This is a genomic window from Dyella tabacisoli (assembly GCF_003350925.1).
Classification (GTDB): Bacteria; Pseudomonadota; Gammaproteobacteria; order Xanthomonadales; family Rhodanobacteraceae; genus Dyella_C; species Dyella_C tabacisoli.
Map to the genome: position 1 here is coordinate 434767 of NZ_KZ857176.1, position 22435 is coordinate 457201.

Here is a 22435-nt window from a genome sequence, read left to right on the forward strand (position 1 = left end):
GTGGCAGGGCGGCATTATTCTAAGAGCTTGTTCAAGTCTCCCGGCGGGCTATGGGGAGACTTGAACAGGCTCTCGCATGCCATCGGGTCGCTTGATTCGGCCTCTGCGGACTTGAATGTTAGACTGCGCCGCTTCTACCGGTCGACGCCGGCCCATTTATCTTGCTGTGAGCACGTTATGCAGATTGCCCAAAACACCGTCGCCTCTTTCCATTACACGCTGACCGACGATCAAGGTCAGGTTATCGATAGTTCGGACGGTCGCGAGCCGTTGACCTATCTGCATGGCAGCGGGCAGATCGTGCCGGGCCTGGAAAGCGCGATGGAAGGCCGCAAGGCCGGTGACCAGTTCAAGGTCGACGTGCCGCCGGCTGAAGGCTATGGCGAACACCAGGCCGAGCTGATGCAGGAAGTGCCGATGGAAGCGTTCCAGGGCGTGGAAGATATCCAGCCGGGCATGCAGTTTCAGGGCCGTGGCCCACAGGGCGTCATCAACGTTACCGTGACCAAGGTCGAAGACGGCAAGGTCCATATTGACGGCAATCATCCGTTGGCCGGCCAGACCTTGCATTTTGCGGTTGAAGTCACCGACGTGCGTGCAGCCAGCGAAGAAGAACTTGAGCATGGTCACGTGCACGGCGAAGGCGGCCATCACCACTAAGAGTGCGCTCAACGTTTCCTTCGGGGAACGGGTACTCGTAGATTAGGGAAGGTTGCGGTTGACGCCGCAACCTTCATTGAATTGAGGTCTTTCAAGGCGCGCCCATGCAAGGAAGCTTGCGCATTGCCATTGTCGGCTACGGTGTCGCCGGTCAGGCGGCGGCCTTGCTCCTGTCTGCACAGGGTCACCGGCTGAGTGTGTTTGAACAAGCGCCGGTGCCAGGGCCGGTCGGCGCTGGTTTTCTGCTGCAGCCGACTGGCCTGGGTGTGTTGGCCAGGCTCGGTTTAAGTGAACAGGTGCTGGCGCGCGGTCAGCGTATCGAGCGTTTGTACGGCTGCAACGGCAGCGGCCGTCCGGTAATGGATATGCGTTATGCCGAGCACGCGCCGGGCTGTTTCGGTCTCGGCCTGACCCGCGGCAGCCTGTTTACCGTATTGCGCGATGCCTATGCCGACGTGTCGCGGATCCATACCGGGGTTTGCATCGAGGCGCTTGCCGATGGTGGCGATGTGCTGCGCGATAGCGCCGGTAACGTGCATGGCCCGTTCGATCTGATTGTCGCTGCCGACGGTGCGCATTCGCGTCTGCGTCAGAGTATGCCGGCACTGACGAAGCGCCAGTCGATCTACCCATGGGGTGCCGTGTGGTGCTTATTGCCGGCTGAAGCCTGGCCGCACAGCACGCAACTGCAGCAACGCTATGCCGGTACCCGCGAGATGATCGGTCTATTGCCGGTAGGGCGGCGCGCAGACTGCGATGGCCGTTGGCTGACTTTCTTCTTTAGCCTGCCAGGCGATCAAGTCGATGCATTCGACCAGGCCGCGCTAGAACGCATGCATGAGCGTGTTGCTGCGGTGTGGCCTGAGGCGCTGCCACTGCTGGCTGGGATTCAATCGCCGGAGCAATTGCATCGTGCGCGCTATCGCGATGTTGTGCTGCGCGCACCGGCACAGGGGCGGGTGGTGTTTATCGGTGACGCGGCGCATGCGATGAGCCCGCAATTAGGGCAGGGCGTAAATATGGCGCTGCTCGATGCCGAAGCCTTGGCCGAAGCCCTGTCCGCCCATCAAGGCATCGAAGCGGCCCTGCATGCTTACCGCCGTCGACGCCGCCATCATTTAGCCGTCTATCAGGGGTTGAGCCGCTGGTTGACGCCGTTGTTCCAATCCCGGCGCGATAGTTTGGCGGGGTTGCGCGATCTCGGCTTTGGTCCGCTGGCGAGGTTGCCCCTGGCCCGCGGACAAATGCTGAAGATTCTCACCGGTACGAAAAAAGCCTGGTGGCGCTGAGCCGCGCTGCCTCAATACCAGTCAAGCAACGACACGCCCAAGCCAAGATAAGTGGCGTTGTGGTTGTAATCGATCATGCTTTCGCCATAGCCCTTGAACAGCTCCATATAGCCACGCAGGTTGCCAGCCACGGGGAAGCTCCAGGTGAGCTGGCCGGCACCGTGGCTGCGACTGCCGCCGCGCAGCGAGTGGCGCAGCATCAGGCCCAGTTCCTGGCCGTTCCATTCACGCACGATCTGTACATCGCCGCGGCCGATATAGTCGCTGATGTTCGGGTTGTCGTTGGTCTTGCTGTCCTCTGGGATGCGCCACCATGGCCGCACCGTCACGCTCCAGCCATCGCGATCGAAGCCGATGGGCAGCATCACTCGGTTCCAGCTACGCGAAAGCGGATTGGATTGGCCATTGGATTGATGGTCGATGCCGATACCGAGCATGCGGCCATTCCAGCCGAGTAGCTGATAGTGAGTGTTGAATACCAGTAGCGCCTCGGGCTCGTAATTGGTTTCGCGGAATGGGCGCGATACCGCTTTGTTGTAGACCTGCCAGCGCGAGGACTGCGTATAGCCGATCCACAGATCGCCGACATCGCCGAAGACACCTTGCCACACCTTGGTTTTCAGGCTGAGCTGAAACTTCATCTCGATGTTTTGCAGTTGTTGCGCCTGGCTCACCGTATTGTCGGGATTGGGACTGTTCGGTTTGGAGTTTTGATGGCTGGTGGCGAATATCGGCATGACATAGACGGGCTTGTAACCCCGGATATTGCCCGTGCCCAGCTTGCTCTCCGGGGATAGCTCCCAGCGTGAATCGAGCAACGAGAGCGGAGGGGTTGTGGTGCCGTTGTCCTGCGTGGATACCTGCCGCGTAGTGCGATCCTTGTCGAGCATGTCGTTGGCCGAAACAGGCGTTTCGGTTTTCTTCTGTGCGGCGGGAAGATTCATTCGTCCGGTAGCGCGGTCATAGCAGATCAGCCGCTGTGAATCGCTTTCGATCGCGGTGCAGGCACGGATATCCATCGGATCCATATGCTGCGCATGACCAGGGGCTGACAAAGCGGCCAGGCCGATTATCAGAATCATCGCCGGGACGGCGGCTGGTCGCTTCATCGGGCTATTCCACGAGAGCGCCTGCTTACAGGCGCGAGGCGCTCAGTTTAGCCGTTAGCGGTCAGCCGGCGACGCCCATCGCATGGATGCGAATGCACAGAACTCTAAGGCCAGACTCACTTTTGCTTCAGCCAGAGTTCGTACTCGCTCTTACTGATGTGGCCGTCACGGTTCTTGTCTGCGTAGATGAAGTCGTTGGCCAGCGGCGGGTAAGCTTTCGCCTGATCTTCGCTGATGGATTTGCCGCCGCCAGATAGCTGTTCGAAACTGGGCGCCGAATCTAAGGTGGGGACTGGCGGCATGCTTGAATTGATCGTCACCGGCACGCCTTGCGGGCTAGTGAACTGGGAGCCGTCCAGCGTGTTGGTGACTTTCGTCGGAGGAGTGTGCTGAGGTACCGACACCGACTGATTCTGCGCGAGGAGCGTGCCGGCGAACCATAGCGTACCAGTGGCAAGAACAGGCAATATCAGTGTTTTGGATTTCATGGTCGATACTCCATTTCGTTCGTGGACGATATGTGACCAGGCCTCCCTGAGTTAGTGCTGTTACAGCAGTAATATGTTGCACTCGCTATCGACGGTATGGAGATAATTTATCGGCGTTCGGGAAAATACCCCCCGCGTGGCCGCATCGTGTGAAGTCTTCGTTATCGTTACATCTCCATTCAACTGAGCCTGTCTCATAAATGACGATATTGCGTTTGAGTCAGGCACGGTGCCTGCAACTGGCCGCCCAAGGTTTGTTAAAGCGATCATCTCGTCGCGCTCGTAGTGTCGATGTGGTTGCGGCTATCGAGCGCATGCGTTTGCTGCAGATCGATAGCATCCATGTGGTCGCGCGCAGCCCCTATCTTGTGCTGTATTCGCGGTTGGGTGCTTATGAACCGAATTGGCTCGATGATGCGTTAGCACAGGGCAAGCTGGCCGAGACGTGGGCACATGAAGCCTGCTTCGTGTGTGCGGCCGACTACGCGCTGCATCAAGCCTGGCGCGAGCAGCGGGCGCCGCATTGGGCGCATCGACATGCCCAGCGGGTACAGATGGAACACCGGCAAAGCATGGATAACCTGCTTGTCCGCATCCGCGACACCGGGCCAGTGCGCGCCGCCGACTTCGCTCGTGAGGAGACTACGCGTGGCGCAAGCGGTTGGTGGGAGTGGAAACCAGAGAAGCGTTGGCTGGAGGCATGTTTTGCTCTGGGCGAATTGATGGTGACGCGGCGAGAGCGTTTTCAACGCGTCTATGACTTGAGCGCGAATGTGCTGGCACGGCTCGACCCACCGCTTGATGCTACGCAGGCGACATTAAGTCACGTCGAGCTACGCCGGCGTTTTATTCTCGACAGCGTACGAGCCTTAGGTATAAGCCAGGCGCGCTGGATCGCCGATTACTATCGTTTGAAACCTGCCGTGACGGCCAAAGAGTTGGCGCCGCTGGTATCTCATGGTGAGCTTGTCGAGGTCACCGTGGAGGGCTGGGATGCTCCTGGCTACGTGCACTGCGATCATGCCGAGTTGCTTGCACAAGCATCGCTCGGGCGGTTGCGCGCTACCCACACTACTTTGCTGTCGCCCTTTGATCCCTTGGTATGGGATCGTGCACGGGTCTTGGCGATGTTCGGTTTCGAATACACCATCGAGTGCTACACGCCGTCGTCGAAACGCCGTTACGGCTATTACGTACTGCCGATTCTGCATCGTGGTCGGTTGATCGGTCGTTTAGACGCCAAGGCACATCGCGCGCAAGGTGAGTTCGAGATCAAGGCGATGTATCTAGAGCCGGATATCGAGCCGACGACGCGACTACTGCAAGACCTAGCCGGGGCCGTTGCCGATATGGCGCACTGGCACGGTACCCCGCGCATACGTCTGGGGCGTTGCCGGCCAGCAGGTATTGCTGCGGCCTTGCGGGCGCTATGGCGTGGCTAAACATGTATGTCTGTTGGTTGGGTGAATGGCTACCTACAGATTCGAATAAGCCCAAGATGCTCACTCTGCGTATACATGAGTTTATGCATTAAGGCTGCGGGAACCTGAGCGTCGCGGCAAGCATTCTGCAGTAATATTCAGACACTGTGTTTGCCGGGGTCACCAGAGTTTTGTGACCCGATGCAGCCGATCTGCGATCTGCCTCATCGCCTCGTCCTTAGGGTTTCCTTGCACACCAGTCAAATCGGCCAATGCGTGTGGCAAGGGTCGAGTCTCTCTAAAAAAAACCTTAAGTGCTTAAGTGGAGTTTTACATGTCAGATCGTCAGCTCGGTACCGTGAAATGGTTCAACGATGCCAAGGGTTTCGGTTTCATCGCCCGTGATAACGGCCCGGATGTTTTCGTGCATTTCCGCGCGATCCAGGGCAATGGTTTCAAGAGTCTGCAGGAAGGCCAGCAGGTCACCTTCAAGGTAGTGCAAGGCCAGAAAGGCATGCAGGCTGAAGAAGTTCAGGCTGCTTGATCGTCTTTAAATCGTGATCTAAAGAGCCAGGCACAAGCCTGGCTTTTTTTATGCCGCTTTCACATTAAACGGTAGGATTAATTCGTACTTGAAGCAGTACTTCTGGCACTCCAAAAATCCGTTATGCTCCGCCCACTGAACTTGTGGATTACTTGGGTATTTGCGGCGCGATTCGAAAGTATCGATTTTCACATTACCTTCACTCCGCATGTTCAGTAAGTCGTCGGCCGGAAGGGGGAGGTCGGCTTGTCTCAGTATCGAGTGTATTCGGGGTGAGTCATGTCGGATGGTGATAAAGAGGTAGGTACGGTCAAATGGTTCAATGATGCCAAGGGGTTTGGCTTCATCAGTCGGGAAGGCGGACCTGACGTTTTCGTACATTTTCGCGCGATCACTGGCAACGGCTTCAAAAGCCTGAAAGAAGGCCAGACCGTGCATTTCAAAGTAGTGCAGGGCCAGAAAGGCCTGCAGGCAGATGATGTCGAGCCAAGGTAAGTAGCCGCTGCTGAGCAATCTGAAAAGGCCGGTGTATGCCGGCCTTTTTTGTGGGCGCGTATTTTTGTGGTTTCGCCATCAATTCATTAGTCTCGTGCCAACTGAGCCTATCGGATGTTCTTGTGCAGCAAACTATTCATCGTGACGATGCTCAGACGTTGACTCGCATGACCCTGCCGATAGTCGCCGGTGACGGTGCAACCAGCGAATTGCTATGGCTATGCCCGCCCGGTGAGATTCGTCATCTGCTGTATTGGCTGCCGGCGATGGGAGTGGCCGCCAAGCACTACTTGCCATTGGCCGAAGCATTAGCCGCGCGGGGTATCGCGGTGGCCTTGCACGAATGGCGTGGTATCGGTTCCAGCAATCGGCGTGCGGGCCGGCATAGTGATTGGGCCTATAACGAACTGCTCACCCTGGATTTGCCGGCCGGACTCGCCGCGGCGCAGGCGCAGTTGCCAGCGCGGACTGGCTGCTGGCTGGGTGGTCATAGTCTGGGTGGGCAACTCTCGGCGCTCTATGCCAGCTTGCATCCTCGTGAGTTTGCGGGTCTGGCGCTGGTCGCCAGCGGATCGCCGTTTTGGCGGCGCTTTAAACAAGGCTGGTTGATCGGGTTGGCGTGTGTACTCGCGCCATGGCTTGCTCAGCTAATTGGCAGGCTCCCTGGTCGTCAACTTGGCTTTGCCGGAAACGAGGCTCGCGGGGTCATCGCGGACTGGGCACGCAGCGGGCGCACCGGGCGTTATGCAGCAAAAGGCATGGCTGAAGATTTTGAGCGACAGCTATCGGCCTTGGAGCAGCCCGTGCTGGGTTTGAGCTTGAGCGACGATTGGCTGGGGCCGCCAGCTTCAATGGACTGGTTGCTTGGCAAGATGCCTAAGGCATCGCGTGAGCAGAGCATTCTTGCTCCACTGGATCTAGGCGGTACCCCGGCGGATCACTTTAGCTGGATGAAATCACCCGACGTCATGGCTGAGCGCATCGCCCAGTGGATGATGAAGAGCGCGGCCACATTGCGCTAAATAGGGGTAGGCGAAGCTCTAGCCTCTTGAACTACCGTTATATGGCGACACTTAGTAACGACTCCCGCATGTGGCAACACCGATGAAGATGAACTTGTACCTATGAATCTGTTTACTCCGTTACAACAGCGCAGCCTGAGCTTGCGTAATCGCCTGGTGATAGCGCCGATGTGTCAATACTCGGCGGTCGAGGGCATGCCTGATGACTGGCATCTGGTCCATCTGGGTAGTCGCGCGGTAGGCGGGGCGGCGGTGGTGATTGCCGAGGCCACGGCGGTTTCTGCACAAGGGCGCATTTCACCGGCGGATGTCGGCCTGTGGAATCAGGCCCAACTCGACGCCTGGCGGCCGGTAACCCGTTTCATTACGGCTCAGGGGGCGATTGCCGGCGTGCAGTTGGCGCATCCCGGGCGCAAAGCCAGCGCCTTGCCGCCATGGGCGGGCGGTAGTTCGTTGAGTGCGGAGCAGGGCGCATGGGCGACGGTCGCGCCTTCAGCGCTGGCTTTCGATCACGATTGGCAGTTGCCGCAAGCGCTTGATCTTGCCGGTATCCGTCAGGTGATTGCCGATTTTCGTGCGGCTGCCGAGCGCGCGCTGCTGGCGGGATTCCAGCTCATCGAGGTCCATGCCGCACACGGTTATCTGTTGCATCAATTTTTGTCGCCGCTAAGCAATCAGCGCACGGACGAGTACGGCGGCAGTCTGGAAAATCGCGCGCGATTGGTCTGTGAAGTGGTTGTGGCGATACGTGAAGTGTGGCCCGAAGCGTTGCCCCTGTGGCTGCGTATCTCTGCGACGGATTGGGCCGAGGCCGGCTGGAATGTCGAACACAGTGTGCAATTGGCGCGGTTGGTGAAGCCCTTGGGCATCGATTTGATCGATGTATCCAGCGGTGGTTTGGTGCCCCATGTGAAGATCCCGCTGGGTCCGGGCTATCAAGCGCCGTTTGCCGCGCGTATTCGCCGCGAAGCCGGCATCGCTACCGGCGCCGTAGGGCTTATCACCGAGGCTGAGCAGGCTGAAACGATTGTCACCGAGGAAACCGCCGACGTCGTGCTGATCGCCCGTGAAAGCCTGCGTGATCCGTATTTTCCTCGACGTGCAGCCAAAGCACTGGGCGTACAGGTATCGGCGCCAACACAATATCAACGGGCCTGGTGAACATCATGGAACAACACCCTCTCTTGATCGACGGTCGCCTGCATGATCTGGGCGATGGCTTTAAGGTGCGCCGCTTGTTGCCGGTGCTGCAGGCGCGCCACGTGGGCCCCTTCGTGTTCTACGACCATATGGGCCCGGTGGCGTTCGCGCCCGGCAAGGGCATGGATGTACGGCCGCATCCGCACATCGGCCTGGCTACGGTGACCTGGCTGTTCGATGGCGCTATCCGTCATCGCGACAGCCTCGGCAGCTTGGCCGACATCCGTCCGGGCGAAGTGAATTGGATGACTGCGGGCCGCGGAATCGTGCACTCCGAACGAACGCCGCCGGAAGAACGCCGCGATGGTCAGCAACTGCATGGCATCCAGGTTTGGGTCGCCTTACCCAAGCCTGACGAAGAAGTCGCGGCGGAGTTTCATCATCACGATGCAGCCGAATTACCGCGCATCCATCAGCCGGGTATCGAGCTGGTGCTGATTGCGGGCAGTGCTTATGACCGACGCTCGCCGGTGAAAGTGTTCGCGCCGATGTTTTTCCTGGAAGCGCGCTTGGAGGCCGGTGCCGAGCTGCATTTGCCGCCGGAGCATATCGAGCGCGGTATTCATGTCATCGATGGTGAAGTGAGCTGGGATGGCGTGGTGGTATCAGCCGCGCAAATGGCGGTGCAGACAGGGCCGCAGGCGGCATCGGTACGTGCGGGCAGGGCCAGTCGATTGATGCTGTTCGGTGGCGCGCCGCTGGATGGCGAGCGGCATCTATGGTGGAATTTTGTCGCCAGCACGCGTGAGCGCATCGAACAGGCTAAAGAGGATTGGGTAGCGCAGCGCTTCGGTCGTGTCGTAGGCGACGATGCGGAATATATTCCATTGCCTGAGCGCTAGCTTCAGGAGATCGATATGTCTGGTTACGCCGATTTTCGCGAGTTCTATCCTTACTACCTGAGCGAGCACAGCAACCGCATCTGCCGGCGCCTGCATTTCATCGGCAGCTCGCTGGTGCTGCTGGTGCTACTGACCGCCGTGGTCAGCGGCGATCTGCGTTGGCTATGGTTGGCCCCGCTGGCGGGTTACGGCTTCGCCTGGATCGGTCACTTTGCCTTCGAGAAAAATCGCCCCGCCACGTTCAAGCAACCGCTATACAGCTTGATGGGCGATTGGGTGATGTATTGGCAGATGCTGCGCGGGAAAGTGTCGTTCTGAGGGTGCCAGCCGAGGGGGCCAATCGCGCTCTAGGGCCGTGGCTCAGCGATATTTCTGATGGCAGGACTGGCAGGCATCGCCGATCGGCTTGATGGCTGCAGTGAGCGCGGCACAATCCGCGGGCACGGTTTGCAAGGCTGTTTGCACTTGACCATGCAAATGGTCGGCCGCCTCGATAAAGGGTTGTTCGACACCGGGGAAGGCCGGCGCTACATCGGCAGACATCGATAACAGGGCCGTCAAGTGCTCGCGGGTTTGGTTGGTATCGCAACGTTGCGCTTTGACCGCCGTGCGCAACTCGCCCAGATGATGGCTCATCACCACCATGACCGCATGCGGAAAGGGGTTGCGTTCGCGCAGCGCGTTCATCGCAAATACCGTACCGACGATGCCGATCACCAGTCCCAGCACCATCAAAAGAGCTACACGCATGCGTTTTATCCAGGCTGATTCAGGCAGGTCGCGAGGTTATCACGGGGCACGCCGCGTAAGTGGCGCGTTTCACGGATAAAATGCTACATCTTCGATCCATTGGAATGCCTTAGTAATGTGCAGGAAAACCATCAGCCTTGTTGCCTTCGCGGGCGTGCAGCGCCGCGTATTTGATTGGCGTACATCGGTATGAGCACAACGAATTTTCCTGCAGAGCGCTTTCAAGGGGTAGAGCGGCTTTATGGCGTCGGCAGCCTGGACAAGCTTGCTGGCTGCCATGTCGGCGTGATCGGCATTGGTGGCGTGGGTTCGTGGGCCGCCGAGGCATTGGCTCGCAGTGGCGTGGGTCGATTGACCTTGATCGATGCCGACGAGATCTGCGTGTCCAATACGAATCGCCAGTTGCACGCGCTGGATGGCGAGTTCGGCAAATCCAAGGTCGGGGTGATCGCGGCGCGCGCACTGGCGATCAATCCGTCGATCCAGTTGGATGCGATCGAACGCTTTCTCACCCCATCCACGCTGGACGAGCTGCTCGACCGTGGCTATGACGTGGTACTCGATGCCTGCGATGCATTCCGGGTAAAGCTGGAGGCCATCGCCTGGTGCCGTCGGCGCAAGCTGCCGATGGTGACGGTTGGCTCTGCCGGTGGGCGTACCGACTCGACCCAGATTCGCGTGCGTGATCTTTCGCGAACTGAACACGATGCGATGTTCAGCTTGATCCGCAAAAAACTTCGCCAGGATTTCGGTTTTCCGCGTAATCCAGAGCGCTACTTTGGCGTGTCCGCGGTGTATTCGCTGCAGAACGTGCAATACCCGCAACCCGACGGCAGCGTTTGCGGAAATCGTCCCCCTGGTGGTGACGCGCTGAATCTGGCCTGTGGCGGCGGCCTCGGCGCCGCCACCCATGTTACGGGTGCGTTCGCATTTGCAGCGGTGGGCAAGGTGCTGGAGAAGTTGCTCGATCGCTAGGGATGCCTTGATCCGGCAAGCGCCGCACGAGCGCGGCGCTTGCCGGCAACAAGTGCTACCAGCCCATGTAATGCCCACCATTGATGGACAAATTGGTGCCGGTGATCCAGCTCGTTTCCTCACCGGTGAAAAAGGCCACCGCGTGGGCGATTTCTTCCGGTTTGCCGAGGCGACCGATGGGAATTTGCGCCACGATCTTCTCTCGCACTTCCTCTGGCACCGCCATCACCATGTCGGTGCCGACGTAGCCGGGCGACACGGTATTGACGGTAATGCCGAACTTCGCGTTCTCCTGCGCCAGCGAAATGGTGAAGCCATGCATGCCGGCCTTGGCCGCCGCATAGTTGGCCTGTCCGTACTGGCCCTTTTGACCGTTGATCGAGCTGATCTGCACGATGCGGCCCCATTTGCGCCCGCGCATGCCGTCGATCACCGGGCGGGTGACGTTAAAGCAGGCGTTCAGGTTGGTATTCACCACGTCGGTCCACTGTTGGTAACTCATCTTGTGGAAAGTGGTGTCGCGCGTGATGCCTGCGTTGTTGACCAGGATCTCGACCGGGCCAAGCTTGCTTTGAATAGCCTCGACCATCGCTTCACAAGCGGTATGGTCGGAGACGTCCCCAGGCACCATCAGTACGTCGATGCCTTCACGGGCCATGTTTTCATGCCAGGCGGCTGCCTTGGCCTGATCGCGAAAATTGGTGGCAACTCGATGGCCTTGCTTGGCCAGATAACGAATGATCGCGCTGCCGATGCCGCCAGTACCGCCAGTGACCAATGCCGTGCGTTGAGTCATGCATTTTCTCCGTAAATTACTGAGCTTGTCCTCGTCCCGGCCGGCACGGCCGAGCCGTCTCACGTTAGCGTCCAGTCATGACAGCGCCCATCGCTGCATGGTCAGTCGTTGCGTTTCGCAAGCCCAGTGGAACCATCTGTCTTATAGCCGGTTATGCGGCCGAGCGACCGCTGCAATGCGGCAAAAAAGCGGGATCAAATGACATCAGCGCCTGTGCCAGTAATGCATCGACGTCTTGGATATCGCTCGGTACCGCGATATCCAAAAAGGCCAATGCCTGATGCAGCGCTGGCAACGGCTGGGCTGGATCCACCGGATAGGCTCGCGCGGATTTGGATAACTTGTTGCCGCTCTCATCCAGTGCCAGCGGCAAGTGTCGATATGTCGGCGTCGGCAAGCCCAGGCAGCGTTGCAGCCAGATTTGCTTTGGCGTGGAGTCGAGCAGGTCATGTCCACGCACCACGTCGGTAATGCCTTGCCAGGCGTCATCGACCACGCAGGCTAACTGGTAGGAGTAAAAGCCCTCGACACGTTTGATGACGAAATCGCCGGCGCTCTCATGCAAGTTCTGCCGTTGCGGACCCTGCAGCGCATCGTCGAACGAAACCTCCGCGTCCGGTACCCGCATACGCCATGCCGGCGAACGTCCGGGGGCGGGCTTGGCTACGCACCGGCCTTCACGATGTAAGCCGGTAGCCAGGGACAGGTCATGACGGCTGCACCTGCAAGGAAAGATCAGCCCGGCCGAACGCAATTGCTCGAAGGCGGCGTCATAGGCGGGAATGCGCTGCGATTGAAATAATGGCGACGTATCGGCGACCAGGCCGAATGCGGGCAGGGCGGCGAGTATGCTTGCCGCCGCGCCGGGCTGTTCACGGGGTGGGTCGATGTCTTCTACCCGCAATAGCCATTGGCCGCCGGCATGCCGTGCGCATAGCCAGCTACCTAAGGCGGCAACCAGGGAACCGAAATGCAGATGGCCGGTCGGAGAGGGGGCGAAACGTCCGCGGTAGCTCATTCAGGCATTTTACGGATAGATCCGGGTTTTTGAGTACAGAACCCGTGCTGTGGGTCATCGTGGCTACGGCTTCGACGTTTCGCGGGCTTTTAGACAGGCCCTTATAGATAGAACAGCCCTTGAAACTGCGCCCTGCAACCACGATTCTTCAACAGTGGCCATTGCCGCACCCCTTTTCGTGACTGCCCGAGAGACAGCCATGCGTCGCATTGCATTATTCCTGCTTACCAATATCGCCGTTCTTTTCCTGCTCAGCATCGTCTGCCATTTGTTCGGCGTCGATCAGTGGGCCGCCAGCCGTGGCTATGGCGGCATGGGCGGCCTGCTCATCTACGCCGCGGTGTTCGGCATGGGCGGCGCCTTTATTTCCCTGGCTATGTCCAAGTGGATGGCGAAACGATCCACCGGCGCCCAGGTGATCGTGCAGCCGCAGAACGAGACGGAGCGCTGGTTGGTTGAAACCGTACGCCGCCATGCGCAGAACGCCGGTATCGGCATGCCCGAGGTGGCTATTTACGACGCGCCGGAAATGAACGCGTTCGCTACCGGTATGACCAAGAACAGCTCCTTGGTGGCGGTGAGTACCGGTTTGCTGCAGCAGATGGATCGCGAGCAAGTGTCGGCCGTACTCGGTCACGAAATCGGCCACGTCGCCAACGGCGACATGGTGACACTGACTTTGATTCAGGGCGTGGTGAACACGCTGGTGATTGTCGCTGCGCGAGTGGTCGGGCGCATGGTCGATAGCTGGCTCTCCGGCGGACGCGACAAAGGCGGCGGTATCGGCTCTTTTGTGACCGTGATGGTGTTGCAAATGGTCTTTGGCCTGTTTGCCTCGATGATTGTGATGGCGTTTTCACGCTGGCGCGAATTTCACGCCGATGCGGCGGGTGCCCAACTGGCTGGCCGCAACTCGATGATCTCCGCGCTGCAGCGACTGCAAGCCAATCATGGCGAAAGCACGCTGCCGCAAACCATGGCTGCGTTTGGTATTTCCGGCCATCTGGCGACCGGCTTCAAGCGCTTGTTCATGAGCCATCCGCCGCTGGAAGAGCGCATCGCCGCGTTGCAAAACGCATCGCCGCACGCCTAACGTATTTTCCCTCTCCCTGATGAGGGAGGGGGCGGGGTGAGGGCCGGTCTGACCGGCTCTTCTTGTTTTAGTTTTCTATTCAATACACTCAAGAGTTCAGCGCATGACTGCAACCACCGAAACCCGCAAGTTCGAAGCCGAAGTCGCCCAGGTACTGCACCTGGTCACTCACTCGCTTTACTCGCACAAGGAGATTTTCTTGCGCGAGTTGATCTCTAACGCCTCTGATGCCTGCGACAAGCTGCGCTTCGAGTCGATCGCCAAGCCGGAGCTGCTAAGCGGCGATGCCGAATTGCATATTGATGTGAGCTGGGACCCCGATGCCCGCACCGTCACAGTGCGTGACAACGGCGTCGGCATGAATCGCGATGAAGTGATCGCCAATATCGGCACCATCGCCAGCTCCGGCACCAAGCGCTTCCTGGAAGCGATGTCGAGCGAACAGAAAACCGATGCACGCTTGATCGGTCAGTTCGGCGTGGGCTTTTATTCGGCTTTCGTCGTCGCCGATCGCGTCACCGTACTGAGCCGCCGTGCCGATCAGCCGGCGGGCGAGGGCGTGAAATGGGAAAGCGACGGCAAGGGCGACTACAGCCTGGAGCAAGTGGAGCTGGCCGAGCGCGGTAGCGCGGTGATCCTGCACCTGAAGGCGGACGAGGACGAATTCCTCAAGCCGTGGACGCTGAAGTCGCTAATCACGCGTTATTCCGACCACGTGGCTTTTCCGATCCGCATGCCCAAGGAGGTGGATGGCAAGCCTGGCGAAGAATGGGAAACCACCAATGCCGCGTCGGCGCTGTGGACCAAGCCCAAGAGCGAGATCAGCGACGAGGATTACCAGAGCTTCTACAAAGCACTCGGCCATGATTTCAACGATGCGCTGGCCTGGACGCATAACCGCGTCGAAGGTAGCCAGAGCTTTACGACGCTGCTTTATCTCCCGGCGCAACCGCCGTTCGATCTGATGATGGGCGGACGTGATGAGCGCAAAGGGCTCAAGCTCTACATCAAGCGCGTTTTCATCATGGATGCCGCCGAAGAGCTGTTGCCGAACTACCTGCGCTTCGTGCGCGGCGTGGTCGACGCCGATGATTTGCCGCTCAATGTCAGTCGCGAAATTCTGCAGCAGAATCGCCAGTTGGAGCGCATCAAGGCCGCCTGCGTCAAGCGCGTGCTCGACCTGATCGAGAAGCTGGCAAGGGATGAGCCGGAGAAATTCACCACCTTCTACAAAGCCTTCGGCAACACACTCAAAGAAGGCATTGCCGAAGATCACGCCAATCGCGAGCGCATCGCCAAGCTGCTGCGTTTTGCCTCGACCAAGGGCGAGGGCAACGCACAAACCGTGTCGCTGGACGACTACATCGGCCGCATGGCGCTGGGCCAGGACACGCTCTGGTACATCACCGCCGACAGCCACGCTGCTGCCATCGGCAGCCCGCAGTTGGAGGCGTTCAAGGCTAAGGGCATCGAAGTGCTGCTGATGTCCGATCGCATCGACGAATGGATGCTGGGCAGCCTCAATGAATACGCCGGCAAGAAACTGAAAAACGTCGCCAAGGGCGAATTGCCGTTGGACGAGGCCGACAAAAAGCAGCAGGAAGAGGCGAGCAAGGCCGCCGAGCCGCTGTTGAAGAAACTCAAAGACCTGCTCGGCGACCGCGTCTCCGACGTGCGCGTGTCACCCCGTCTCACCGATTCGCCCTCATGCCTGGCGCTGAGCGACTACGAGATGGCGCCGCATCTGGCCCGCCTGATGCGCGAAGCGGGCCACGACATGCCCGAAAGCAAGCCGACGCTGGAGATCAACCCGCAGCATGCCTTGCTGAAACGCGTCGAAGGCGAGGGCGATACCGACAAGGCCAAGGATCTTGCAACGCTGCTGTTGGAGCAGGCTGAGATCGCGGCCGGAGCGCCGTTGCCCGACCCCTCGGCTTTTGTGCAGCGGATGAACCGGGTGTTGCTGGGTTGATTGCCAGCCGGACGGCGATCCCCTTCTCCCTGTGTTTTTTGCCTTAGGGGAGAAGGGGATTGTCAGACTCTTGGCACTCATCGGGACTTGAGTGGGTGCCATGCTAAGTTGCCTGTACTTCGAGAGCGGGGGCTTTCATGCACGGGCACGCCATGAATGTTGCGCTGCATGTCAGCCTGGGCGTATGCGGGCTACTTGTTGGTCTGGTACCGCTGTTGTCCATTAAAGGCGCTGCGGTACATCGTCGATTCGGCCTGATTTTTGTCGGGCTGGCTTCAATGGTGTTGTTGACTGCGCTGATCGCGGATGTTGCGTACCGGCAGCCGATCGCTTTGCTGGCGGCTTCGCTTTCCGCCGGTTATCAGTACATCGCCAGCCTGCGCGCACTCGCCCTGCGCACACATGGCCCCAATACCATCGATGCCTTACTTGCCATGGCTGCCTTGGCGGGCTGTGCGGCGCTGATTGCGTCAATGAATGCCGGAACCGCTTCGTGGTCGCCGATGATCGGCTATTCCACAGCGGGCTATCTGGCGAGTATTGCGCTCTACGATCTCTCGCGCCCGTTATGGGCGAAGGTCTGGCTGCAACGTATTCGGCCGCTGGATCATGGGCTGAAAATGGCTGGCTGCTACTTCGCCATGTTCTCGGCGGGCATGGGCAATTTGTTCAAAAACCTGCAGCCTTGGAGCCAGGTGCTGCCTTCCTCTTTGGGGCTGTTGGTGATGCTGGTGCTGGCGATCATGTATTGGCATCGGCTGCGCGCAAGTCGAGCGCGGCTTGTCGATGCAGCCACCCGTTGAAGGCTTAGCCGAAGCCTGCCTGGGTTTGCTGTATCGAAGCCTGCCGCCAACGCCACCAGCCCAGCGCAGCCAGGGCAACGAAGCCGGCATAAAGCACCGCCGTGATCGTCAAGGACTTGTACAGATACACGCCGACATAAAGCACATCTACCGCAATCCATAGCCACCAGGCAGCGATATGACGACGCGCCTGCCACCATTGCGCCACCAGACTGAAAGCGGTCAGCGCGGCATCGAGCCAGGGCAGTGCGGCATCGGTGTAGAAGTGCATGGCGGCACCCAGCAAGAGCGCGCCGATGCTGCCCATGGCTAGCTCCAACAAGGCACGCCGTCGAGATAGCGATGCGACCAGGACACGGCCATCGTTGCCAAGATGCTGCCGCCAGCATTGCCAGCCATAAACCAGAAAGAAGGCGAAAATCATTTGCAGCAATGCATCGGAATACAGCTTGGCATCGACGAAAATGCCGCCGTAGAGCAGCACGGAAACCAAGCCTATCGGCCAGCACCAGGGGTTGCGGCGTGTAGTGAGCCATACACCCCAGGCGCTGAGCAGTGCGGCGAGCAGTTCTAGCGCGGTCATTGGTTACAACGCATAGCTTAGCGATAACCGCGCCAATCTAGGCGCACCAGGGAACAAATAGCTGTCGCCGCCTGAGCTGCCGGTATCGCGCCAATAGAAGCGGTTGAATACGTTGTCGATACTGAGGCGCAAGCTCAGCGCGTGTCCGTTCCACACCGTTTGATAACGCAGGCCGGCGTCGAACAAATGATAGGCCGGGACATGAGTATGTCCGTCGGGCGTGGCGGCATTTTGGGCAGCATACCGCCAACCGCCGAGCAGGCCCCACGAAGGCGCGAAGGGCAGCCGGTAGTCGGCATACACACTGGTGCGCAGCTTCGGCACATTGACCACTTGATGGCCTTCGTAGCTGGGCGTGCCGGTGTTTTGCGCACGCGCATGAATCATGCTGATGCTCGCTACCAGATGCAGCGATTCGCTGATCCTGCCATTGGCCTGTAGCTCGATACCGGTGTGCACCTGTTGGCCGCGCTGTACGAAGCTGAAGCCTTGCGTGGTGCTGTCCGGTTGCGCGTACTGATAAGGCTGGGACAAGCGAAAAAGCGCGGCGTCCAATTGCAGCGCATTGCTGGCGGCATATTTCAGGCCGGTTTCCCACTGCCGGGATAACTGCGGTGGTAGAAAGCTGCCGCCATTGGCGGTCCAGTACGGTGCCTGCATGCCCAGGGCCAGACCTTGCGTATAGCTCAGATAAGCGGTGAGCTTGGCATCGGGTTGCCATAACAAGGCGGTTTGCGGCAACCAATGATTGAGGCGGGTATGCCGTTGCGGCGCGCCGCTGGCGTCGTAGTCACGCTCGTCCATGTGTACAAAACGGCCGCCGGCCAAAAGCTGCCAGTGCGGGCTCAGGCGCACTCGATCCAGTGCAAATACGGCGCGCTGCCAACTGCTCAAGCGTTGTTGCGACGGGCCGGGCTGGTTTGGCGAAGGTGCGAAATACGGTGGTTCGGACTGATCGCCTGGGGCGGTACCCACGTAGTCGTAGACATACGGCCGCTGGTCGATACCACGGCGCAGCACATCGGCGCCGACGGTGAGATCGTGGGTGACGGCGCCGGTGTCGACGTGGCCTTGCACTTGCGCGCGCAGCTCATCGTTCTGACGCGTGTCGCCAGGGCTGCGGTAGTCGTAGATGTCGTAGCTGCCATCGGGCGCAAAGAAGTAACCCGGTGTAGCGCCGCTGGCACAGGCAGGTGCATAGAAACAGCCATAGGCAAAGGCGACGTTATCGTCGATCACGCTGCGGCTGTGGCCTGCATCGACGCGTGCCTGCCAATCGTCGTTGAACTGGTAGTGAAAACGCGCGGTGAAATTGGCTGCGTGGATGCTCACCGGCTGTTGCCATGGCTGATAGCCGAGCATGAGCGTGCGACTTGGATGCAGCGGCAATACCGAGCCGCCGAGCAATTGATAGCCGGACACCGAGCGCTGCGCGCTGGCCTGGTAATCGGCGTCCAGTTGCAGGGTCGCCTTGGGCGAAATCAGCCAATCCGCGGCGATCGCATAAAAATTGCGGCGTCCATTCGAGTGCTGCACATAGGCATGGGTGCCTTCGTAAGCGGTGTTGAAGCGCAGGCCGAAAGTGGGGGTCAGCCAACGGCCAAGATCCAATGCGCCATAACGCGAGCCGTGTGAATCGGTACCGAGTGTGGCCGTCTGCACGTTGGCCGCGCGCTTGCCGACATAGTTGATGACTCCGCCGGGCGCGAGCACCCCGGCATCAAGTCCGGCTGCACCCTTGAGAATGTCCACTTGCTGGATGTTTTCCAGCGCCATCGTCTGCTCGCCGGTGATGCTCAAATCATTGAAGCGATAGCCCGTAGCCAGATCTAGCGGAAAACCGCGAATCGCCACGTTCTGGTAGTAGCCGACAGGCGCATAGCTATCGCCCAGCGAGGCATCGCTGCGTGCCAGTTCGCTCAAGCTGCGTGGCTGGCGGTCATCGAGCAGATCACGGCTAAGCACGTTGATCGTCGCGGGTGTGTCTTGCAGCGAGGCTTGCCCAAAACTGTTGGCCTGGCTCTGGCTTACCACATAGCCGTCACCGCCGTCGGCCTTTACGACCACGGGTGCCAGCACTACGGATTTAGCAGGTGCGGTATCGGTTGAATCTTGCGCATGAGCAACGCCGACTGCATAGAGCAGGGCGGTGAGAAAGATAGGGGAGTGGGATCGCCGGGTCATCGTCATCGTTATGCAAAGAGAACGAAGCGACGGCGAGCGGCGTGGAGCGAGGCTCCGCGCAACTGCTAAAGCTCCCTACGCCGGTGTTAACCGGATCAGGTTCCAAGGGACTCTCTCAGCCAGGCAAAAAGCCCGGCACCCCCGCTTCTAGAGCGCGTATTGAAGCACGGATACGGTCTGGCTGCCTAAATGGGGTGCTTTTCTCCCTCCCGTTCACGGCCAAAGAGCCATCTAAACCGCGTCATCGTGCAGTGCCTCTAACAAGGCGCGCCCATCCGTCGTGTCGAACCACTGTGTGTGACCGCGCAAAAACGTGTCGTAAGCCACTGCCGCATTTGCTGGCGAGCAAGTGATGGCATGGAAATACTCCACTTCAGACAACGCGAAATCGAGATGAACCAAAGGCAGCAGGTCGGCGATCAAATGCACTTGGTCTGCGCTGAGAGCGGCGGTTTCCCGGTACCCGGATAACAAGGCCAGCGCGGTTTGCGGATAGGCCAGGGCGTGACCTTGCGCCAAGGTCAGCCAGGCAATGGCGTTGCGCTCAATGGCGGTGGCAAGGTCGAACACCGCCCAGGTCGGCGAGGCCAGGCCGAAGTCCAGTACTGCACTTACCGATGCCTGTGAGCCGGCATCGCTCCAATACAGGTTGGAGACATGCCAGTCATTGTGTGTCCATAACCTCGACTCACGTTGTAGCCGCGATGGCAGCGTGGCGTGCCGGGTGTCGATAAGAGCACGGAGTTCAGCGCGCCAATCGCGCGCGTGCAGATAATCCGCCAGCCCCGGCCGCTGCGGAAGTTGCGCGGCGAGTGTCGCCACCGGGTCGCTGGCCGCGATGAGTTCGTTGCGTGCCACCAGCAGATGGGTGCTGCGTTGCGGGGCGTCATAGCCTGTGGCGGCGCGATGCAGGCGACCGAGTGCGGCACCTGCGGCGCGTGCATGGGCAAGGTCATCTAGCGGCGACCATGATTCGCTATCGCGATAGAGATCCAGGCCAACGGCTTGCGCGTGTACCTCGTAAGTCCATTCGCCCAGGGCGACGGCGGTGGCGCCTTGCGCATTAGCGAGCACTCGTGGAACGGCGGCGCCCGCGCGGTAAAGGTGTTCCAGAAAGCGGTGTTCTTCGCTCAGGCTTGAGGGTGTGCGTACACGTTGATGATGCCGTTTGATAAAAACCGTGCCCGCGCCCGTGTGTGCCAGACAAGCGGCGGACAACGGGCGTGGGCTGTGCCAGGCGATGCCATCGACCGGCCCCAACTGTGGATAGCCTGCCAGCAGCATGTCCACCTCTGCTTCAAGCAGGGGCGGCCAATCGGGTACGACCTGGTCGGCAGCCAGGCCATGGACGCGGTGCGGGGAGTCCGTCATCGGGAGAGAGTCATCTGGCGGTACATGCTCGCTATTCTCGACGATTGCGGTGGCTATGCGACGATAAGCGCCACCGATGGAGCGATGCTTTTCGATGAGTGCTTTATTGACGTTGTTTATCTGTCTTGCGTTGGGTGTGTTGGTTCGACGCTTTGCGAACCCGCCGGTCGGCATCGTTGCGGGCATTAACTGGTGGGTGATCTACGTCGCCCTACCGGCCTTGGTGCTAGAACTGATGCCGCGCGTAAAGTTTGATTCGCAGCTATGGTTTCCAGTGGCTGCGATGTGGGTCGTATTCGGCGGTGCCTGGCTGCTGTTCGGCTTGCTGGGGCCGCGATGGGGCTGGTCGCGCGAACGCATCGGCGCGTTGATCCTGGTCTGCGGCCTGGGCAATACCTCATTCATTGGTTATCCGTTGATGCAGGCACTGCACGGCAAAGAAGGCTTGAGCTTGGCCGTGGTCGCCGATCAACTGGGCAGTTTTCTGCTGTTGGCATCGGCTGGAATCGTGGTGGCCTCGTTATATGCCGGGCGGCGGCCGCAGCCGGTGCAAATCGTCCGCCGGATTCTGAGTTTTCCTGCTTTTATAGCCCTGATCGTCGGCATCGGTGTCGGCGCGCTGGGTGGTTGGCCGCCATTGCTGGATAGCGTCTTTACACCGATAGGCGCCACGCTGACACCGCTGGCACTGTTCTCGGTCGGGCTGCAGTTCAAGCTTCACTCAGGTCATCGGATGGGCGGAGCCATCACGCTGGGCCTGGGCTGGAAGTTGCTGCTGGCGCCGCTATTGTGCTGGCTGATCGGCAGCGCCGCCGGGGTAGGTGGCCTGACCCTGACGATAGGCGTGCTGCAGGCCGCCATGGCGCCGATGATTTCGGCGGCGATTCTCGCTGACGAATATGGGCTGGAGCCGCCGCTGGCCAATACGGTACTGGGGGCTGGCATTGTGCTGTCGCTGTTGACGGTGCCGCTGGGTAACCTGTGGTTGGGTGGTTAGCTTAGCCGTGCGGGTGGATTTGGCGAGCCATGGCTTCGACGGCCGATTTGGCCTCTTTAAGGCTGCAGCCGCTCCGTTGGCGATAGAGCCTGATGGCTTCCACCAGGCGCTTAGCGCGTACCTCGGCTTCGATCTGGGCGTCGGTGATGTCGGTTCGCTGAGGTGCTGGCGTAGTGTCGTATGGTTTTCGATAGATGCCACGGGCAAGCAGAAACCCGATGACAAAAGGCAAGATCCACGCGACGGAGGGCGTTGTTACAAAGTCCATGACCTGTTTCTGCCAGACAAGGTGGCAAGATAATGCCATCGACAGGCAACTTTCGGTTCAACCGCAAAATGTTCAATGACCCTGGATTCAATCAGCCCAAGGAGGTCCGCGCTGACATCTGGTTATGGGCTGCGCGTTTCTTCAAGACCCGTAGTCTGGCCAAGCAGGCCATTGATGGCGGCAAGATCGACGTCAATGGCGGTGGTTGCAAACCGGCCAAGGCATTGCATATGGGCGACCTGTTGAAGATCACGCGGGGTGAGGAGCGGTTGGAGGTCGAGGTGTTGGCCTTGGCCGAACAGCGCGGCCCGGCCAGTGTGGCGCAGACGCTTTATCGTGAGAGCGAAGCCAGTGTGGCTGCTCGCTTGGCGCGGCAGGAGCAGCGGCGCTTGATGGGGGGTGGGGTTTTGCGGCCGGTGTTGAAGCCGGATAAGCATGGGCGTCGGGAGTTGCGTCGGTTGAAGGATCAGGGGTGAGGGCTGGGTTGTTCGCCTGCGGCGGGCTTTCGGCCACCTGCCGGTGGTCGAGTCACTTTTCTTTGCTTGCTCAAAGAAA

At 59.6% G+C, this 22435-nt stretch carries 24 protein-coding genes and 1 riboswitch; of the genes, 15 read left to right on the plus strand and 9 right to left on the minus strand.

Going from position 1 to position 22435, the window contains the following annotated elements; translation table 11 throughout:
* Positions 1–177: 177 nt before the first annotated feature.
* Entirely contained in the window at positions 178–660 is a 483-nt protein-coding gene (locus DVJ77_RS11780) for an FKBP-type peptidyl-prolyl cis-trans isomerase (protein ID WP_114845686.1), read from the plus strand.
* Positions 661–764: 104 nt separating this feature from the next.
* A complete protein-coding gene (locus DVJ77_RS11785) occupies positions 765–1949 on the plus strand; it encodes an FAD-dependent oxidoreductase (protein ID WP_114845687.1) in 1185 nt (394 codons plus the stop codon).
* Between the two features lie 11 nt (positions 1950–1960).
* Here DVJ77_RS11785 and DVJ77_RS11790 read toward each other — a convergent pair whose 3' ends face one another.
* Both DVJ77_RS11790 and DVJ77_RS11795 read right to left on the minus strand, forming a co-directional pair.
* Positions 1961–3058 (minus strand): phospholipase A, encoded by a 1098-nt coding sequence (locus DVJ77_RS11790; RefSeq protein ID WP_114845688.1) that lies wholly within the window; start codon positions 3056–3058, stop codon positions 1961–1963.
* A gap of 116 nt (positions 3059–3174) precedes the next feature.
* The gene (locus DVJ77_RS11795) at positions 3175–3546 is read right to left on the minus strand and encodes a hypothetical protein (RefSeq protein WP_114845689.1); all 372 of its coding nucleotides are present in this window, start codon (positions 3544–3546) and stop codon (positions 3175–3177) included.
* A gap of 200 nt (positions 3547–3746) precedes the next feature.
* Between DVJ77_RS11795 and DVJ77_RS11800 the strand changes: the two genes are divergently transcribed.
* From DVJ77_RS11800 to DVJ77_RS11830, 7 genes are all read left to right on the plus strand, one after another.
* Complete coding sequence (locus DVJ77_RS11800; protein WP_318530918.1) at positions 3747–4988, plus strand: winged helix-turn-helix domain-containing protein; 1242 nt, start codon at positions 3747–3749, stop codon at positions 4986–4988.
* 313 nt (positions 4989–5301) lie between these two features.
* Positions 5302–5511: a cold-shock protein gene (locus tag DVJ77_RS11805; protein WP_114845690.1), complete on the plus strand. Its 210-nt coding sequence runs from the start codon at positions 5302–5304 to the stop codon at positions 5509–5511.
* A 279-nt stretch (positions 5512–5790) separates the two neighbouring features.
* Positions 5791–6006, plus strand: a complete 216-nt coding sequence (locus tag DVJ77_RS11810) for a cold-shock protein (RefSeq protein ID WP_114845691.1) — start codon at positions 5791–5793, stop codon at positions 6004–6006.
* A 167-nt stretch (positions 6007–6173) separates the two neighbouring features.
* Positions 6174–7028 (plus strand): alpha/beta hydrolase family protein, encoded by an 855-nt coding sequence (locus tag DVJ77_RS11815; protein ID WP_114845748.1) that lies wholly within the window; start codon positions 6174–6176, stop codon positions 7026–7028.
* Between the two features lie 102 nt (positions 7029–7130).
* The gene (locus DVJ77_RS11820) at positions 7131–8189 is read left to right on the plus strand and encodes an NADH:flavin oxidoreductase/NADH oxidase (RefSeq protein WP_114845692.1); all 1059 of its coding nucleotides are present in this window, start codon (positions 7131–7133) and stop codon (positions 8187–8189) included.
* A gap of 5 nt (positions 8190–8194) precedes the next feature.
* Positions 8195–9070 carry a pirin family protein gene (locus DVJ77_RS11825; protein ID WP_114845749.1) on the plus strand — a complete coding sequence of 292 codons (876 nt, stop codon included), beginning with the start codon at positions 8195–8197 and terminating at the stop codon, positions 9068–9070.
* A 15-nt stretch (positions 9071–9085) separates the two neighbouring features.
* Entirely contained in the window at positions 9086–9388 is a 303-nt protein-coding gene (locus DVJ77_RS11830) for an Mpo1-like protein (RefSeq protein ID WP_114845693.1), read from the plus strand.
* A 42-nt stretch (positions 9389–9430) separates the two neighbouring features.
* On the opposite strand, the gene DVJ77_RS11835 is transcribed toward DVJ77_RS11830, so the two are convergent.
* Positions 9431–9820, minus strand: a complete 390-nt coding sequence (locus tag DVJ77_RS11835) for a cytochrome c (RefSeq protein ID WP_114845694.1) — start codon at positions 9818–9820, stop codon at positions 9431–9433.
* Positions 9821–10009: 189 nt separating this feature from the next.
* Between DVJ77_RS11835 and DVJ77_RS11840 the strand changes: the two genes are divergently transcribed.
* Positions 10010–10795 (plus strand): tRNA threonylcarbamoyladenosine dehydratase, encoded by a 786-nt coding sequence (locus DVJ77_RS11840; RefSeq protein WP_114845695.1) that lies wholly within the window; start codon positions 10010–10012, stop codon positions 10793–10795.
* 55 nt (positions 10796–10850) lie between these two features.
* Here DVJ77_RS11840 and phbB read toward each other — a convergent pair whose 3' ends face one another.
* Together phbB and gluQRS are read right to left on the minus strand one after the other, a co-directional pair.
* On the minus strand, positions 10851–11591 hold the full coding sequence (phbB, locus tag DVJ77_RS11845; protein WP_114845696.1) for an acetoacetyl-CoA reductase: 741 nt from the start codon (positions 11589–11591) through the stop codon (positions 10851–10853).
* Between the two features lie 151 nt (positions 11592–11742).
* Positions 11743–12609, minus strand: a complete 867-nt coding sequence (gene gluQRS / locus DVJ77_RS11850) for a tRNA glutamyl-Q(34) synthetase GluQRS (protein WP_114845697.1) — start codon at positions 12607–12609, stop codon at positions 11743–11745.
* A gap of 199 nt (positions 12610–12808) precedes the next feature.
* Here gluQRS and htpX point away from each other — a divergent pair, with 199 nt between their 5' ends.
* From htpX to DVJ77_RS11865, 3 genes are all read left to right on the plus strand, one after another.
* Positions 12809–13702 carry a protease HtpX gene (htpX, locus tag DVJ77_RS11855; RefSeq protein ID WP_114845698.1) on the plus strand — a complete coding sequence of 298 codons (894 nt, stop codon included), beginning with the start codon at positions 12809–12811 and terminating at the stop codon, positions 13700–13702.
* 103 nt (positions 13703–13805) lie between these two features.
* Positions 13806–15674 (plus strand): molecular chaperone HtpG, encoded by a 1869-nt coding sequence (htpG, locus tag DVJ77_RS11860; protein ID WP_114845699.1) that lies wholly within the window; start codon positions 13806–13808, stop codon positions 15672–15674.
* Between the two features lie 152 nt (positions 15675–15826).
* Positions 15827–16477 (plus strand): hypothetical protein, encoded by a 651-nt coding sequence (locus tag DVJ77_RS11865; RefSeq protein ID WP_191983686.1) that lies wholly within the window; start codon positions 15827–15829, stop codon positions 16475–16477.
* A 4-nt stretch (positions 16478–16481) separates the two neighbouring features.
* Here DVJ77_RS11865 and pnuC read toward each other — a convergent pair whose 3' ends face one another.
* The 3 genes from pnuC to DVJ77_RS11880 form a co-directional block, all read right to left on the minus strand.
* Positions 16482–17060, minus strand: a complete 579-nt coding sequence (pnuC, locus tag DVJ77_RS11870; RefSeq protein WP_114845700.1) for a nicotinamide riboside transporter PnuC — start codon at positions 17058–17060, stop codon at positions 16482–16484.
* A gap of 3 nt (positions 17061–17063) precedes the next feature.
* Complete coding sequence (locus DVJ77_RS11875; RefSeq protein WP_380038216.1) at positions 17064–19244, minus strand: TonB-dependent siderophore receptor; 2181 nt, start codon at positions 19242–19244, stop codon at positions 17064–17066.
* Between the two features lie 55 nt (positions 19245–19299).
* Positions 19300–19397: riboswitch (TPP riboswitch) on the minus strand.
* 78 nt (positions 19398–19475) lie between these two features.
* Positions 19476–20615, minus strand: coding sequence for a phosphotransferase enzyme family protein (locus DVJ77_RS11880; protein ID WP_114845702.1), 1140 nt, complete (start codon positions 20613–20615; stop codon positions 19476–19478).
* A gap of 94 nt (positions 20616–20709) precedes the next feature.
* Here DVJ77_RS11880 and DVJ77_RS11885 point away from each other — a divergent pair, with 94 nt between their 5' ends.
* Positions 20710–21612: an AEC family transporter gene (locus tag DVJ77_RS11885; protein ID WP_114845703.1), complete on the plus strand. Its 903-nt coding sequence runs from the start codon at positions 20710–20712 to the stop codon at positions 21610–21612.
* Position 21613: 1 nt separating this feature from the next.
* Here DVJ77_RS11885 and DVJ77_RS11890 read toward each other — a convergent pair whose 3' ends face one another.
* Positions 21614–21880: a hypothetical protein gene (locus tag DVJ77_RS11890; RefSeq protein WP_114845704.1), complete on the minus strand. Its 267-nt coding sequence runs from the start codon at positions 21878–21880 to the stop codon at positions 21614–21616.
* A gap of 68 nt (positions 21881–21948) precedes the next feature.
* Here DVJ77_RS11890 and DVJ77_RS11895 point away from each other — a divergent pair, with 68 nt between their 5' ends.
* Positions 21949–22356, plus strand: coding sequence for an RNA-binding S4 domain-containing protein (locus DVJ77_RS11895; protein ID WP_114845750.1), 408 nt, complete (start codon positions 21949–21951; stop codon positions 22354–22356).
* The last annotated feature ends 79 nt before the right edge of the window (positions 22357–22435 follow it).

Bases quoted from the DNA above. Each gene is read 5' to 3' on its own strand.
- pnuC (WP_114845700.1), bottom strand. From the start codon at position 17,060: ATGACCGCGCTAGAACTGCTCGCCGCACTGCTCAGCGCCTGGGGTGTA.
- phbB (WP_114845696.1), bottom strand. From the start codon at position 11,591: ATGACTCAACGCACGGCATTGGTCACTGGCGGTACTGGCGGCATCGGC.
- DVJ77_RS11815 (WP_114845748.1), top strand. From the start codon at position 6,174: ATGACCCTGCCGATAGTCGCCGGTGACGGTGCAACCAGCGAATTGCTA.
- DVJ77_RS11895 (WP_114845750.1), top strand. From the start codon at position 21,949: ATGTTCAATGACCCTGGATTCAATCAGCCCAAGGAGGTCCGCGCTGAC.
- DVJ77_RS11790 (WP_114845688.1), bottom strand. From the start codon at position 3,058: ATGAAGCGACCAGCCGCCGTCCCGGCGATGATTCTGATAATCGGCCTG.
- gluQRS (WP_114845697.1), bottom strand. From the start codon at position 12,609: ATGAGCTACCGCGGACGTTTCGCCCCCTCTCCGACCGGCCATCTGCAT.
- DVJ77_RS11810 (WP_114845691.1), top strand. From the start codon at position 5,791: ATGTCGGATGGTGATAAAGAGGTAGGTACGGTCAAATGGTTCAATGAT.
- DVJ77_RS11800 (WP_318530918.1), top strand. From the start codon at position 3,747: ATGACGATATTGCGTTTGAGTCAGGCACGGTGCCTGCAACTGGCCGCC.
- DVJ77_RS11875 (WP_380038216.1), bottom strand. From the start codon at position 19,244: ATGACCCGGCGATCCCACTCCCCTATCTTTCTCACCGCCCTGCTCTAT.
- DVJ77_RS11830 (WP_114845693.1), top strand. From the start codon at position 9,086: ATGTCTGGTTACGCCGATTTTCGCGAGTTCTATCCTTACTACCTGAGC.
- DVJ77_RS11835 (WP_114845694.1), bottom strand. From the start codon at position 9,820: ATGCGTGTAGCTCTTTTGATGGTGCTGGGACTGGTGATCGGCATCGTC.
- DVJ77_RS11795 (WP_114845689.1), bottom strand. From the start codon at position 3,546: ATGAAATCCAAAACACTGATATTGCCTGTTCTTGCCACTGGTACGCTA.
- DVJ77_RS11880 (WP_114845702.1), bottom strand. From the start codon at position 20,615: ATGACGGACTCCCCGCACCGCGTCCATGGCCTGGCTGCCGACCAGGTC.
- DVJ77_RS11885 (WP_114845703.1), top strand. From the start codon at position 20,710: ATGAGTGCTTTATTGACGTTGTTTATCTGTCTTGCGTTGGGTGTGTTG.
- htpG (WP_114845699.1), top strand. From the start codon at position 13,806: ATGACTGCAACCACCGAAACCCGCAAGTTCGAAGCCGAAGTCGCCCAG.
- DVJ77_RS11785 (WP_114845687.1), top strand. From the start codon at position 765: ATGCAAGGAAGCTTGCGCATTGCCATTGTCGGCTACGGTGTCGCCGGT.
- DVJ77_RS11890 (WP_114845704.1), bottom strand. From the start codon at position 21,880: ATGGACTTTGTAACAACGCCCTCCGTCGCGTGGATCTTGCCTTTTGTC.
- DVJ77_RS11820 (WP_114845692.1), top strand. From the start codon at position 7,131: ATGAATCTGTTTACTCCGTTACAACAGCGCAGCCTGAGCTTGCGTAAT.
- DVJ77_RS11840 (WP_114845695.1), top strand. From the start codon at position 10,010: ATGAGCACAACGAATTTTCCTGCAGAGCGCTTTCAAGGGGTAGAGCGG.
- htpX (WP_114845698.1), top strand. From the start codon at position 12,809: ATGCGTCGCATTGCATTATTCCTGCTTACCAATATCGCCGTTCTTTTC.
- DVJ77_RS11825 (WP_114845749.1), top strand. From the start codon at position 8,195: ATGGAACAACACCCTCTCTTGATCGACGGTCGCCTGCATGATCTGGGC.
- DVJ77_RS11780 (WP_114845686.1), top strand. From the start codon at position 178: ATGCAGATTGCCCAAAACACCGTCGCCTCTTTCCATTACACGCTGACC.
- DVJ77_RS11865 (WP_191983686.1), top strand. From the start codon at position 15,827: ATGAATGTTGCGCTGCATGTCAGCCTGGGCGTATGCGGGCTACTTGTT.
- DVJ77_RS11805 (WP_114845690.1), top strand. From the start codon at position 5,302: ATGTCAGATCGTCAGCTCGGTACCGTGAAATGGTTCAACGATGCCAAG.